The organism is Streptomyces erythrochromogenes (assembly GCF_040684695.1).
Classification (GTDB): Bacteria; Actinomycetota; Actinomycetes; order Streptomycetales; family Streptomycetaceae; genus Streptomyces; species Streptomyces erythrochromogenes_C.
This window is the reverse complement of the sequence record NZ_JBFBGM010000041.1, coordinates 18,982-32,368: the sequence shown is the minus strand read 5'-3', so window position 1 is coordinate 32,368 and position 13,387 is coordinate 18,982. Positions and strand designations below refer to the sequence as shown.

10 protein-coding genes are annotated in these 13,387 nt (G+C 73.5%); 7 read left to right on the top strand and 3 right to left on the bottom strand.

The window, feature by feature from the left end:
* Nucleotides 1-235: 235 nt before the first annotated feature.
* The 3 genes from AB0O53_RS36410 (at nt 236) to AB0O53_RS36400 (ending at nt 6,028) form a co-directional block, all read left to right on the top strand.
* Nucleotides 236-2,119, top strand: coding sequence for a VanW family protein (locus AB0O53_RS36410; RefSeq protein ID WP_365201374.1), 1,884 nt, complete (start codon nt 236-238; stop codon nt 2,117-2,119).
* Between the two features lie 186 nt (nt 2,120-2,305).
* Nucleotides 2,306-4,939, top strand: coding sequence for a SpoIIE family protein phosphatase (locus tag AB0O53_RS36405; protein ID WP_350997470.1), 2,634 nt, complete (start codon nt 2,306-2,308; stop codon nt 4,937-4,939).
* A gap of 90 nt (nt 4,940-5,029) precedes the next feature.
* Entirely contained in the window at nt 5,030-6,028 is a 999-nt protein-coding gene (locus AB0O53_RS36400; RefSeq protein WP_365201371.1) for an RNA ligase family protein, read from the top strand.
* 41 nt (nt 6,029-6,069) lie between these two features.
* On the opposite strand, the gene AB0O53_RS36395 is transcribed toward AB0O53_RS36400, so the two are convergent.
* Nucleotides 6,070-8,154: a SpoIIE family protein phosphatase gene (locus AB0O53_RS36395; RefSeq protein WP_350997464.1), complete on the bottom strand. Its 2,085-nt coding sequence runs from the start codon at nt 8,152-8,154 to the stop codon at nt 6,070-6,072.
* Between the two features lie 334 nt (nt 8,155-8,488).
* On the opposite strand from AB0O53_RS36395, the gene AB0O53_RS36390 reads away from it, so the two are divergent.
* The gene (locus AB0O53_RS36390; RefSeq protein WP_350997461.1) at nt 8,489-8,842 is read left to right on the top strand and encodes a hypothetical protein; all 354 of its coding nucleotides are present in this window, start codon (nt 8,489-8,491) and stop codon (nt 8,840-8,842) included.
* A gap of 33 nt (nt 8,843-8,875) precedes the next feature.
* On the opposite strand, the gene AB0O53_RS36385 is transcribed toward AB0O53_RS36390, so the two are convergent.
* On the bottom strand, nt 8,876-10,243 hold the full coding sequence (locus AB0O53_RS36385) for a pyridoxal phosphate-dependent decarboxylase family protein (protein ID WP_350997458.1): 1,368 nt from the start codon (nt 10,241-10,243) through the stop codon (nt 8,876-8,878).
* 95 nt (nt 10,244-10,338) lie between these two features.
* Nucleotides 10,339-10,866: a flavoprotein gene (locus AB0O53_RS36380; protein ID WP_350997455.1), complete on the bottom strand. Its 528-nt coding sequence runs from the start codon at nt 10,864-10,866 to the stop codon at nt 10,339-10,341.
* A 60-nt stretch (nt 10,867-10,926) separates the two neighbouring features.
* Here AB0O53_RS36380 and AB0O53_RS36375 point away from each other — a divergent pair, with 60 nt between their 5' ends.
* The 3 genes from AB0O53_RS36375 (at nt 10,927) to AB0O53_RS36365 (ending at nt 13,383) form a co-directional block, all read left to right on the top strand.
* Nucleotides 10,927-11,334 (top strand): SgcJ/EcaC family oxidoreductase, encoded by a 408-nt coding sequence (locus tag AB0O53_RS36375; RefSeq protein ID WP_350997452.1) that lies wholly within the window; start codon nt 10,927-10,929, stop codon nt 11,332-11,334.
* Nucleotides 11,335-11,509: 175 nt separating this feature from the next.
* Nucleotides 11,510-12,202 carry a DUF6882 domain-containing protein gene (locus AB0O53_RS36370; RefSeq protein WP_350997450.1) on the top strand — a complete coding sequence of 231 codons (693 nt, stop codon included), beginning with the start codon at nt 11,510-11,512 and terminating at the stop codon, nt 12,200-12,202.
* A gap of 536 nt (nt 12,203-12,738) precedes the next feature.
* Complete coding sequence (locus AB0O53_RS36365) at nt 12,739-13,383, top strand: DUF4360 domain-containing protein (protein WP_350997447.1); 645 nt, start codon at nt 12,739-12,741, stop codon at nt 13,381-13,383.
* The last annotated feature ends 4 nt before the right edge of the window (nt 13,384-13,387 follow it).

The window sequence follows — 13,387 nt, the reverse complement described above, 5'->3', positions numbered from 1 at the left end:
CGTGCGGGGCAACGAGCCTGGTGGAAGGCCGAGTTGATGCCCGAGCGGCGGCCGGCGGACGTGCCGGGCCCGGTCCGCGCGGGGGCGTACGGGCGCCGTGTCGCGATCGTGAGAACCGTTACATTCGCCCCTCAATTGCCCCTTTTGGGGCAATCATGGTTCGCGGTATCTGTCGTCTATGTGCCGCGTGAGCGGCCCGCGCCGCCCTGTGACGGTCGGCGCCACTGGGAGTGACATGGGACGCGTGCGCAGCTGGACGGGCAACCGGCGAACGGCCCTGCCGATGGTGGCGGGCGGAGCCGTCGTCCTCGGGCTGGGCGGCCTCTACGTCACCGGACTCGCGGCCGGCGGCGACGTCGACCAGGGCACGCGCGTGCACGGTGTGGACATCGGCGGCATGACCGCCGCCCAGGCCCGCCGGACGCTGGACCGGGAGCTCGGCCCCACCGCCGCCGCGCCCGTCGCCATGAAGATCGGCGACCGCGTCGAGAAGGCCGATCCCGCCGCCCTGGGACTCTCCCTCGACACCGCCGCGACCGTCGACCGCGCCGTACGCAAGGGCTACGACCCCGTCACCGTCATCGGCGGCCTCTTCGCCTCCGGCCGGCGCGACCTCGAACCCGTGATCCGCGCGGACGAGCAGAAGGGCCGCGCCGCGGTCGGCCGCATCGCCGACACCACCGCCCGCGCACCCCGCGACGGCGCCATCGCCTTCGAGAAGGGCGCGGCGAAGGCCGTCACCCCCCTGACCGGCGTCACCCTCGTACAGGACCGGGCCCTCGACACCCTGCGCGAGGCCTACCTGCGGACGGACGCCGCCCCCGTCGTGCTGCCGGTGGAGCGCACCGAGCCGGCCGTCGGGCCCGAGGAGACCGGACGTGCCCTGAAGCAGTTCGCCCAGCCCGCCATGTCCGGCCCCGTCGCGCTCACCGTCGCCGGGCAGCGCATGTCGATCACCCCCGCCGTGCTCGGCGAGCACCTCAAGATGCGGGCCGACGCCCAGGGCCGCCTCGTCCCCGCCCTCGACTCCAAGGGGCTGCTCGCCGAACCGGCCGTGGCCCGCCCCATCGAGGAGGTCAGCCGTCCGCCGCTCGACGCCGAACCCCGCGTGGGCCCCGACGGCACCGTGGTCATGGCCCAGCAGAGCCGCGCCGGCCGGAAGGTCACCGAGGAGGCGCTCGGCAAGGCCGTGCTGCCGCTCCTGACCCGTACGGGCGCCGCCCGCAGCGGCGAGGTCGCCACCGTGGCCGTCCAGCCGGAGCTCAGCAGCGAGGAGGCGCGACGGATCGGCATCAAGGAGAAGCTCTCCTCCTTCACCGTGGAGTTCCCGGCCGCCCCGTACCGCAGCACGAACATAGGCCGCGCCGTGGAGCTCATCAACGGCTCGCTCGTCCAGCCGGGCAAGGAGTGGAGCTTCAACCGCACGGTCGGTGAGCGCACCAAGGAGAACGGCTTCGTCGACGGCATCATGATCAATGACGGCCAGTACGTGAAGTCGCCGGGCGGCGGCGTCTCCGCGGTCGCCACGACCATGTACAACGCCGTCTTCTTCGCGGGCCTCAAGCCCGTCGAGCACGGCGCCCACTCCTTCTACATCGAGCGCTACCCCGAGGGCCGCGAGGCCACCGTCGCGTGGGGCACCCTCGACCTGCGCTGGATCAACGACTCCGGGCACGCCGTCTACGTACAGGCGGAGTCCACCGACACCTCGCTGACCATCACCCTCCTCGGCACCAAGAAGTACGACGAGATACGCGCGACCAAGGGGCCGCGCACCAACATCACGCAGCCCGAGAAGCGCACCGGGAACGGACCGACCTGCGAGGTCCAGACCCCGCTCGAAGGCTTCGACGTGACGGTCGGCCGGGTCTTCGTCCAGGGCGGCAAGGAAGTCCGCAACGAGGAGTTCCAGACCCACTACACCCCGCGCGACGAGGTCGTCTGCACCCCGGAGGCGCCCGCCGGAGCCAAGACCCCGGCCCCGACGACGCCCGCGTCCCCCACAGCCCCGGCGGCCCCCGAGGCCCCCGCCGGCGCGCGGACGGCCGAAGCCGCGCCCGCCCCCGCCGGCACCTCCGCCGGGCACCTCAGCGCCGCCGCCGCGCCCCGTGCGTCCTGAGCGACGGCACGGGACGAGGTGTGACACTCCCGGCGCGCTTCGTGCATGCCGGGAGCCATGGCGGCCCGGAAGTGCTACAACTGGGTGCGTGACCATTCCTCGTCGCCACCCGTGCCGGGCACGTCGGTGCGGTCACCTCTAGGCAACCGATTCAGAAGCGTCGCCGGCCAGGTATTCGTCCTCCAGGTGGCGATCGTGGTCCTGCTCGCGGCCGGGGCCCTGCTGGCCCTGGTGCTCCAGTCGCGGCACGACATCGACCGCGAGGCACGCAACCGCTCGGTGGCCGTCGCCGAGACCTTCGCGCACCAGCTGGGACTCCAGCCCGCGCTCAAGACGCCCGACCCCTCCCTGCTCCTGCAGCCCCTCGCCGAGCAGACGCGCAAGGCGGCCGGGGTCGACTTCATCGTGGTGATGGACACCAACGGCATCCGCTACAGCCATCCCCAGCCCGACCGCATCGGGAAACGATTCGTCGGAACCATCGAGCCCTCCCTGCAGGGCAAGGTCCACACCGAGAGCGTCGAGGGCCCCCTGGGCAAGGAGATCCAGGCGGTGGTCCCCGTCAAGGACCGCGACGGCAAGGTCGTCGCCCTGGTGTCCGCCGGCCTGACCGTCGAGAACGTCACCGGAGCCCTCGACCGCCAGCTCCCGGTCATCCTCCTGGCCATCGCCACGGGCCTGGCCCTGGCGACCGTCGGCACCTGGCTGATCAGCAGACGTCTGCGCCGCCAGACCCACGGGCTCGGCACGCAGGAGATGACCCGCATGTACGAGCACCACGACGCGGTGCTCCACGCCGTCCGCGAAGGCGTCGTGATCACCGACGGCGACGGACAGCTGGTGCTGGCCAACGACGAGGCCAAACGCCTGCTCGGCCTGCCCGAGGACGCCGAGGGCCGCCCCATCGGGGACGTGCCCGGCCTGGAGCGCCGGATGTCGGACCTGCTGCTCTCCGGCCGCGAGGCCACCGACGAGGTGATCGGCTCCGGCGACCGCCTGCTCGTCGTCAACCAGCGGCCCACCCACCCCCGCGGCCGGCCCGAGGGCGCGGTGGTCACCATCCGCGACTCGACCGAGATGCAGATCCTGACCACCCGGGCCGAGACGGCCCGCAGGCGCCTGAAACTGCTGTACGACGCGGGCGGGGACATCGGCACCACCCTGGACGTGGTCCGCACGGCCGAGGAACTCGCCGCCGTGGCCGTGCCCCGCTTCGCGGACTTCGTCACCGTCGACCTCGCCGACCAGGTCATCGACGGCGACGAGCCCGCCCCGGGCGCCGACATGCGGCGTACGGCGATCAGCGGCATCCGCTCCGACCACCCCCTCTACCCCGTCGGCCGGCTGATCGACTTCCTGCCGTCCACCCCGCAGGCCCGCGGCTACGGCACCGGACGGGCCGAACTGGTGCCCGACCTGTCCGAGGCGCCCGGCTGGCAGGCCCAGGACCCGCCGCGCGCCCGCGCCATCGTCGACTACGGCATCCACTCGCTCATCGCGGCCCCGCTCATGGCCCGGGGCGTCGTCCTCGGCGTGGTCAACTTCTGGCGGTCGCAGAAGCACGAGCCCTTCGACGAGGACGAGCTGTCCCTCGCCGAGGAACTCGTCGCCCGCGCCGCCGTCAGCATGGACAACGCCCGCCGCTACACCCGCGAGCACGCCCTCGCCGTGACGCTCCAGCGCAGCCTGCTGCCGCGCGCCCTGCCCGAGCAGAGCGCCATGGACGTCGCGCACTTCTACCTGCCCGCCCAGTCGGGGGTCGGCGGCGACTGGTTCGACGTCATCCCGCTGCCCGGCAGCCGCGTCGCCCTGGTCGTCGGGGACGTCGTCGGCCACGGCCTGCACGCCGCGGCCACCATGGGCCGGCTGCGCACCGCCGTGCACAACTTCTCCTCCCTCGACCTGCCGCCCGACGAGATCCTCGCCCGCCTCGACGACCTCGTACAGCGCATCGACCACGACCACAACGCGGACTCCGAGGACGCGGACGGCGGTGTCCTCGGCGCCACCTGCCTGTACGCCGTCTACGACCCGGTGTCCCAGCGCTGCACGATGGCCCGGGCGGGCCATCTGCCCCCGCTCCTGGTCGCCCCCGACGGCAGCACGCAGATCGTCGAGCTGCCCGCCGGACCCCCGCTGGGCCTGGGCGGCATGCCGTTCGAGACCGCGGAACTGGAGCTGGCCGAAGGCAGCCAGCTGGTCCTCTACACCGACGGCCTGGTGGAGGAGCGGACCCGGGACATCGGCGAGGGCCTGGAGCTGCTCCGGGCGGCACTGAGCCACCCCGACCGGGACCCCCACGACAGCTGCCGCGCCGTGCTCGACATGATGCTCCCCGCCCGCCCCACCGACGACGTGGCCCTGCTCATCGCCCGTACCCGGACCCTCGGCCCCGACCGGGTCGCCCAGTGGGACGTGGCCTTCGAGCCCAGTGCCGTGGGCGCCATGCGCAGCGTCGCCGCCAAGAAGCTCGAGGAATGGGACCTGACCGAACTGGGCTTCGCCGCGGAACTGATCCTCAGCGAGCTGATCACGAACGCCCTGCGGCACGGGAGCGAGCCCGTACGGGTCCGGCTGCTGCGCGACCACAACCTGACCTGCGAGGTGTGGGACGGCAGCAGCACCGCGCCCCACCTGCGCTACGCCGCCACCACGGACGAGGGAGGGCGCGGACTGTTCCTGGTGGCGCAGCTCAGCGAGCACTGGGGCACCCGCTACACCCCCGAGGGCAAGGTCATCTGGGCGGAACTGGCCCTGCCGGGCACCCCGGGCGGCGGCGAGGCCGTCCTCACGGCCTTCCTCGACGTCGACCCCCTCTGACGAGCCCGCGCCGAGGAGCCCCTCCTGCGCGCCCCTCGGTAGGGCGAAAACGACCTGACCGGCACGGTCCGTGATCGCTACCATCGCCCGGTGCACCGTGAAACCGACTGGTCCCCCTACCCCAAGATCCCCGCGAACACCCGGCTGGGAGAGGCCCGCGGCCGGACCTGGGTGGCCCACGAGAAGATCCACGGAGCCAACTTCGCCGTCGTGTGCGACGCGGCGGGCGCACACCCCGCCAAGCGGCGCGAGCTGCTCGGCGACGGCGGACTCGACGACTTCTTCGGCGTCGGCCGGATCTGGCCCGCCCTGGCCGTCGCCGCCACCCGCTGCGCCCGGAACCTCAGGGAGGCCACCGGCGCCGCGCCCACGGCGCCCGTGACCCTCTACGGCGAACTCGCCGGCGGCCGCTACCCCCACCCTGACGTACCTGCCGTGCCGGGCGCGGCGGCCGTCCAGACCGGCGTCTGGTACGCCCCCGACCTGATCTGGCTGCCCTTCGACGCGACCGTCACCGACCAGGACGGCACGCTCTGGGTCGGCGACCGCACCCTGCGCGCCGCGGCGGCCCCGGCAGGACTGCTCTGCGTGCCGCTGCTGGCCGAGGGGCCCCTCTCACGGCTCCAGGAACTGCCGGTGCTCTTCCCGACCCGGCTGCCCGGACTGCTCGCCCTGCCGGCGCTGCCGGACAACCTGGCGGAGGGCCTGGTCGTCAAACCCGCGGGGGAGTCGCGGGGGCCCGCCCGGTCCATGGCGAAGTCCAAGCAGCCCGCCTTCGCCGAGGACGAGCGCTTCGACGGCACACGCCCCTACCAGGCGCCCCCCGAAGGCGCCGCGGGCGTCCCCGGCTGGCTCCTGGCCCACGGAACCGGCCTGCTCACCCCGGCCCGCGCCGCCTCCGCCGTCAGCAAGCTGGGACCCCGTACCCCGCCCGGCGAGGTGGCCGCCGAGATCGCACGGGATGCCACCGAGGAGGTCGCCCTGGGGCTGGGCGGCCTGGACGAGGCCGTGCGGCGGGCCCTGGAGGACTCCCTGCACGCCGGAGCCCTCTCCCTGGCCCGCTTCGACGCCTCCGACCGCCGTACCTGAGGGCCTGCGGCCCCTGAGGTGGGACCCGCAGCGGGGCCGGCTCAGGGGCCGCCCGGGTGGTTCGAGCCGATGCGGGCCGTCAGCAGGGCGATGTCGTCGTCTGCGGACGCCGGAACGAGGTGGGCGATCAGCGAGTCGCACAGGTGGTCGAGCGGCTGGAGGGGTTCGGTGAGCAGGCCCGTGAGCTCGCTCAGGCGCTCGTCGATGTCACGGTTGCGCGCCTCGATCAGGCCGTCCGTGTACAGAACGAGCAGGCTGCCCCTGGGGAGCGTGATGTCGGTGGTGGTGAAGGTGACCCCGCCGACGCCCAGCGGCGCCCCGGGCGGCGTCTTGACCAGGTAGACCGTCCCGTCGGGCTCGGCCACGGCCGGCGGAGGGTGGCCGGCCCGGGTGATCGTGCAGTGGCCGGTGGCCGGGTCGCAGACCACGTACAGGAACGTCGCGAGCATCGGCTCGGCCAGATCGGCGAGGGTCGCCTCCAGCTGGTGCAGCAGCGCCGTCGGCGGCATGTCGAGGCGCGCGAGGGCGCGTACGGTCGCCGACAGGCGCCCCATCACGGCGGCGGCCGCGATGCCGTGCCCCATCACGTCCCCCATGAGCAGGCCCGCCCTGCCCCCGGCGAGGGGGACGACGTCGTACCAGTCCCCGCCGACCTCGTTGACGTCACTGGCCGGCAGGTAGCGGTGGGCGATCTCGATGCCCGGCGGCGGCGTGATGTGCTGCGGCAGCATGCTGCGCTGCAGCACCACGGCGGTCTCGTGCTCGTGGTGGTACAGGCGGGCGTTGTCGATGCTGATGGCGGTCCGGGCGGCGAGTTCGCCGGCGAGGGTGACGTCGTCGGACCCGAAGGGCTCGAAGGGCCGGGTGCGGTAGAAGGAGGCCACACCGAGGACCAGGCCCCGCGCGATCAGCGGGACCATCATGAACGAGTGCACGCCCGTCTCGACCAGCTGCGCGGGCTTGGGGGTGTGCCGGGCGGCCGACACCACGGCCACGGCGTCGAGATGCGCCACGAGGAAGGGCTGGCGGGCCGCGAGGGCCTGGGTGTACGGGGCGGCGGCGGGGAAGGTGAGCGTCCGGCCCAGCGGAGCCAGGATCCGGGTCACCGCGGTCCCCGTCAGCGGGGCCTTGCCCAGACGCCGCAGCGCGACGCCCCCGGTCAGCCCCATGCCCGGCTCGTTGCCCTGTGCGAGCGAATCCAGCACGTCGACGGTGACGGCACTGGCGAGGTGCGGGACGGCGAGGTCGGCCAGCTCCTGCGCGGTGCGCTCCAGGTCGAGGCTGGCGCCGATCCGGGAACTGGCCTCGGTGAGCAGGGCCAGCCGGCGGCGCCCGGCCTCGGCCTCGGTGTGGTCGCGCTGCTGCGTGGTGATGTCGAGCAGGGAGGCGATCACGCCGATCGGCCGGCCGCCGGGATCTTCCACCCGTACGTACGAGCACGCCCACACGTGGTCGTGGTCCGGGTCGGCGGGGGTGCGGCCGCTGCGCCGGCGGTTGAGGACCGGTTCGCCGGTCTCCAACACCTGGCGCATGGCCGCTTCCATCTCGCCGGCGTTCACCTCCGGCAGCACCTCGGCCAGCCGGTGGCCCACGTGGGCGGACTCCGTCAGACCGTTCATCGCCTCGAGCGCGGCGTTGACCTGCAGGAAGCGCAGCTGTGTGTCCAGGACGGCGATCCCGACGGGCGAGCGGGCGAACAGGCCGTCCCACACCGCGGAGGCCCCCCGGATCCGGCGGGCCGCGTGCGCGTCCGCGGCGAACACCAGCACGGCCGAAGTGCCGTGGCGGCGGTCGGGTACGGGGCAGGCCCAGATCTCCAGCTCCAGCGGGTGACCGTCGCGGTGCCAGGCGGTGACCGTGCCCATCACCCCCCGGCCGCTCGCCGCCGTCTCCCACAGGGAACGGCCCAGGCTGCGGTCGGCGCCGGGGTGGAGGAGGTCCGCGATGTGCCGTCCGAGCACCTGGGGCGGGTCGTAGCCCAGCAGCTCCTGCGCGCCCTGGTTCCAGCGCACGACCGTCCCGTCGCCGCCGGTGGCCATGAGGGCCACCGGCAGGGCGCCCAGCCACCCGCCGGCGTCCTGGGCGGCGTTGCTGATCAGGTCCTCCAGCGGCATCTCCTCATGCATCCCGCACCCGCTCCCTCCGGGCGGACCCGGCCCCGCCGCTCGGCGGCCCCGGATCACGGCGCAGCTCCTGCCGGCCGCTCGCCCGGTGCGGTCCGCGGCTGCGCATCATCGCGTTCATCACTTTCATCCTCACTCCGGGCGACCGGCGGCGCTCCCCGGCCGCCGCACTCGGGTGCCCCTCCACGATGCGGCTCGCACCCGGTACGGGACCGGCCGGTCGGCGCCGTCCCGTACCCGCGTTCATCCGGTCGGCCGAGCACAGCAAGCCACCCGGGCCACACCGGGCCACGCTGTGGGCAAGGACCGACACCACCGCACAGACGAGGACCGCACCATGTCCCACAGGCGACGCATCGGCATCATCGCGGGGGCCGCAGCGCTGCTGCTCAGCGCCACCGCTTGCTCCGGTCTGGGTCGGACCACCGTCGGCCAGCTCAGCTTCCGGGGCCACGACTCCCCGGTCGAGATCAACTACAACAACACCCTGGTCACCGGCTGCCACCGGATCGCCATCCCGGACGGGGCCACCCATGTGGAGAACAACACCCTCGTGGACGTGATCCTCTACCAGAACTACGACTGCAAGCAGTCCGACGAGCCCAACAACGAGATCTACGTGGCGACGACCCTCTCGAACGTGACGGCCCCCAGGACCCGCCCCTGGCGGAGCTTCAGCGTCGTCCACTGACGCCCCTGGTCCGGGGGCGGCAGCAGCCTCCGGTCAGAACTCCGCCGCGGCCCGCCGGATCGAGTCCAGCGCGCGCGTCACGTCGTCCTCGGTCGTCGACCAGTTGCTGACCGAGATCCGCATGACGCGCCGGCCGTGCCAGGTGGAGCCGCTGATCCACGTCGTACCGTCGTCGAGCAGCCGGGTGAGTACCCGTTCGGTGCGTCCGTCGTCGCCGAACTCGGCGCACACCTGCGTGAACACCACCTCGTTGAGCACCCGGGCACCGTCGATCGCGGCGATGCCGTCGGCGAACGCGCACGCGTGCCGGCACAGCCGGTCGACGAGTTCGGCGACGCCCGAGCGGCCCAGGGACCGCAGGGCCGCCCACACCGTGAAGGCCCTCCCGCGCCGGGAGAGCTCGGGGACCTTGTCGACGGGGTCCCCGTGCTCGTGCTGGATGAGGTAGTCGCCGCGCTGTCCCATCGCGGCCCGGAGCGCGGAGGGGTCGCGCACGACGGCGAGGCCGCAGTCGTAGGGGACGTTCAGGGTCTTGTGCGCGTCCGTCGCCCAGGAATCGGCGTCCGCGCAGCCCGCGGTCAGGTGCGCGTGCCGCGGTGAGGCGGCCGCCCACAGTCCGAAGGCCCCGTCGACGTGGACCCACGCGTCCGCCGCGCGGGCGGCGCGGACGGTCTCGGTGAAGGGGTCGAAGGCGCCGGAGTGGATGTCCCCGGCCTGCAGGACCACGATGGTCGGGCCCTGCCCGCCCGCCGCCAGGGCGCCCCGCAGCGCGTCCGGCTCCATGCGCCCCTGATCGTCCGCCTCCACCAGGACGGGGGCGCCGAGCCCCAGGTAGCGCAGTGCCAGGTCGACGGCCATGTGGCGGTCCGTGCCGGCGACCGCGCGGACCGGGGGACCGCCGGCGAGCCCGTCACGGGCGAGGTTCCAGCCGGCGCGGCGCAGCAACTCGTCGCGTGCGGCGGCGAGGCAGGTGAAGTTCGCCATCGTGGCGCCGGTGGTGAAGCCGACGGCGCTCTCGTCGGGCAGGCCGAGCAGATCGAGCAGCCACGGGCCGGCGACCTCTTCCGCCGCCGCGTACGCGGGCGAGGCGGCCCGCATCACGGAGTTCTGGTCCCAGGCGCTGACGAGCCAGTCCGCTGCCAGCGCGGCGGGCTCCGTGCCGCCGACCACGAAACCGTAGAAGCGCCCGCTCGGGAACGCGGTCAGCCCCGGTTCGCAGGCGGTGGCCAGCAGGTCGACGACGTCGGCCGGAGCGCTGGGGGCGTCGGGCAGTTCGGTACCGAGCGCGCGCACGATCTCGTCGACCGATGCGCGTGCGGGAACCCGCCGGTCGGACAGGCTCGCGAGCCACCGGACGGCATGCTCGTGCGCCCGCCGGAGCGCGGCCTCGCGCGCGTCCATACCTCGGACTATGGGACAGCGGACGTCGCTGCGCAAGCCGCGGCTCGTACGTTCGTTCCCCCTCGGTGGTGCGTGCGGTCGGTGCGGTCCGCTCGTCAGCGCTGGGCGACGGCGGTGTCCAGCCCGGCCAGGGCGGCGGCCCAGGGGAAGGGTGCCGGGTCGTCCGTGGGCGTGTTGTCGTGGAGGAGGAGCTGTACCCCGGCGTTGCGCAGGGTGGCGAGGGAGATCTCGTACTGGGGGTGCGCGGCGAGGGCACTGTTGGTGCAGGCGACGGTGGTGATGGGAGTGCCGGTGCCGAGGGCTTCGGCGGCGAGGCCGACGGTCAGCCGGTCGGTGAGGCCGAGGGCCCAGGCGTTGACGGTGTTGAAGGTGGCGGGGGCGCAGAGGAGCGCGTCGGGCGCAGGCCACTGCTCCGGTTCGCCGGGGAGCTGGTACTGCCACAGCACGGGACGGCCGGTGAGGGCGGCGAGGCCGTCGAGGCTCCCGGCGAGCCAGTGTGCGGCGGTGGGGGTGAGGCCGAGGCACACGTTCCAGCCGCGGGCCTGGGCGTCTTCGATGACATGGGCGACGTCGAACACGGGTGGGGCGGCGGAGCAGAGCAGATAGAGGGTCTTCGTGGTCATGCGGCCAATATGATCATATCGCTTGACCTCAAGTGTGGTTGAGGGATCAAGATCGAGCCCATGGACATCGAACGCGCGGCTGCGGCCGCTGACATCAAGGCGATCGAAGAGGTCGTCGCCACGGTCGAACGGACGCAGCGGGCCAAGGACGCCGAGGGCTTCCTGGCGCTGTTCCACCCGGACGCGCTCTGGACGACGGCGCACGGAAAGGTGCTCATCGGCCTGGAGGAAATAGCCGAATTCACGCGCGCCGTGCTGCCCGGGGCGGCCTGGGACGGCGACGTCACCTACGAGGTCGTCCACGTGCAGTTCCTGCGGCCGGACGTCGCGGCGGTGAAGGTGCGACAGGTCTACCACGCGGCCGACGGCAGCGAGGGCGCGCCGCTGTACGTGATGACACGGGAGGCCGACGGGCCCTGGCTGCTGACCGCCTGCCAGAACACCCAGGTGGTGAAGGATCCGGCCTGAGCCCTCGCCCCGCGGCAGCGCGGCCGCCGCGGAGGACGCCGACCACCGCCACCGGGAGGCCGCACGGGCGGTGAAGGCGGCCCGGGCGACGGCCCGGCGGGCCGGCCGCGGCTGACCGTGCGCCGGAGGCCACCACCGGACCCCGACGTCAGTGCCGGCGCATAAGGTCATGGGCATGATCATGAAGAACGAATTCAGTGACGCCTTCCTGCTGGAGGCCGAACGCCACGCGGCCTGGGGCGCCGCGCAACTGGAGGCCCTGACCGCGTTCATGCCGGAGGGGCCCTGGACCGCCGACCTGGAGGCCTGTCTGTACCGGCAGGGCGGTCTGCAGCTCCGGGTCGCCGTGCTGGGCACGTACGACATGCGGGAGCGGTCCTGGATGTGGGGCTGGGCCAACCCGGGACTGCGCGGCAGCCGGGTCGTGGCCCCGACCGGCGCGATCGAGCGCTACGGACGGGCCCACGGGATCGCCGAGTTCACCGAGGAGGTCCTGGACCTGTCCGGCTTCGACGACCCCCGGCGGGCGGCGGAGACACTGGCCTTCGCGGGCATGGGCGTTGCCGGGGCGCCCGGATACCTGGGCCTCCCGGCGGGGCCGGACAGCCAGGTGTACTTCCTGCCGGACGACCCGCAGGTGCCCCGGGCCGGCCTCGACGCCGTGGCGCTGCCGCGCCACCTCGTCACGGGCGCGGGTCTGATCGGCCGTTCGGCCCGGCGGGTGGTCACCGGCTATCTGGAGCACCACGGCCTGCCGGCCCACGAGGACGGGGACCGGATCCGCGCCGAGCTTCCGGGCGGCAGCGCGGCGGAGATCGACTTCGACGCAGCGGGGCGCATCGCCGCCGTGCGCCTGACCGCGGTCTGACCGCCGCCCGGGAAGCGGGCCCGTCGGCCCGCTTTCCGGACCGCGCCGGCCGCCGCACGCGCCGCGCCGCGCGGCGGCAGGGCCCGTGATCACGCCGGGTCCGGCCAAGTTGCCCACCGGTGCGGTGCGATGGGCCCTCACGGGGCCGGTCGCGGGGTCCCGCCGTCCCACCTGCGTCGCGACGTCCGGGCGCCCGCCCCGGTACCGGATGCCGGTGGCGTCCGGGCGGCAGCCACGGGCCCCGAGGGCAGGGAACGCCCGGGGCTGCTGAGCCCGGTGGGGTCCGCGCCGCCGCCGTCGGCCCCGCCGAAACGGGCCTTTTCCGGTCCATCGGGCCCAATGCCCCCGACCGGCACGGCGTCATGACGGCGGCGGGCCCCGGTGTTTCGCCGCGGTGGCGGAAATCGGCCAGCGAACGGGTCCGCGCACCGCCGGGGGACGGTTGTCCGTATCCCGTCCTTTCCCCGCAGGCCGTCCCGTGGTGGCATGTCCATGCCGAAATTGATCGGCTCCCCCCGATGAATGGAGAAACAAGGATGTTGCTCCGCAGACTGACCGTCGGCGCGGCGGTGGTGGCGTTGTCGACCCTGGCCATGCCGGCACAAGCCCACAACGCCACCTATCCGCCCGGGAGAATCACGGTCGACGTGGTCGGCGTGAACGGTTCGGGATGTCCCCAGGGGACGGCGAGCGTCGCCGCCGCCTCCGACAACACCTCGTTCACGGTCACGTACAGCGACTACCTCGCGCAGACCGGCGCGGGCTCCGGCGGGACCGACTTCCGCAAGAACTGCCAGCTCGCCCTCCAGATCCACGTACCGCAGGGCTTCACGTACGCCATCGCCCGCGCGGACTACCGCGGCTTCGCCCATCTCCAGCGCGGGGCCTACGGCCAGGAGCGCGCCAACTACTACTTCCAGGGCATGGCCCAGACGACCCGCAGGACCCACCAGTTCAACGGCCCGTACTCCGACAACTGGCAGGCGAGCGACCAGACGGAGTACGCCGACCTGGTCTGGGCGCCGTGCGGCGAGGAGCGCAACCTCAACGTCAACAGCGAACTGCGCGTGTACGCGGGAACGTCGAGCCCGCAGACCCTGAGCTTCATGAGCATGGACTCCACGGACGGCAGCGTCAGCACGGTCTACCACTTCGCGTGGAAGGAATGTCCGGCGGTCTGACACG

What these genes read in the sequence shown, in the direction of transcription:
- AB0O53_RS36410 (WP_365201374.1), top strand. Translation starts at nt 236, where the DNA reads ATGGGACGCGTGCGCAGCTGGACGGGCAACCGGCGAACGGCCCTGCCG.
- AB0O53_RS36395 (WP_350997464.1), bottom strand. Translation starts at nt 8,154, where the DNA reads ATGCATGAGGAGATGCCGCTGGAGGACCTGATCAGCAACGCCGCCCAG.
- AB0O53_RS36390 (WP_350997461.1), top strand. Translation starts at nt 8,489, where the DNA reads ATGTCCCACAGGCGACGCATCGGCATCATCGCGGGGGCCGCAGCGCTG.
- AB0O53_RS36385 (WP_350997458.1), bottom strand. Translation starts at nt 10,243, where the DNA reads ATGGACGCGCGCGAGGCCGCGCTCCGGCGGGCGCACGAGCATGCCGTC.
- AB0O53_RS36380 (WP_350997455.1), bottom strand. Translation starts at nt 10,866, where the DNA reads ATGACCACGAAGACCCTCTATCTGCTCTGCTCCGCCGCCCCACCCGTG.
- AB0O53_RS36375 (WP_350997452.1), top strand. Translation starts at nt 10,927, where the DNA reads ATGGACATCGAACGCGCGGCTGCGGCCGCTGACATCAAGGCGATCGAA.
- AB0O53_RS36370 (WP_350997450.1), top strand. Translation starts at nt 11,510, where the DNA reads ATGATCATGAAGAACGAATTCAGTGACGCCTTCCTGCTGGAGGCCGAA.
- AB0O53_RS36365 (WP_350997447.1), top strand. Translation starts at nt 12,739, where the DNA reads ATGTTGCTCCGCAGACTGACCGTCGGCGCGGCGGTGGTGGCGTTGTCG.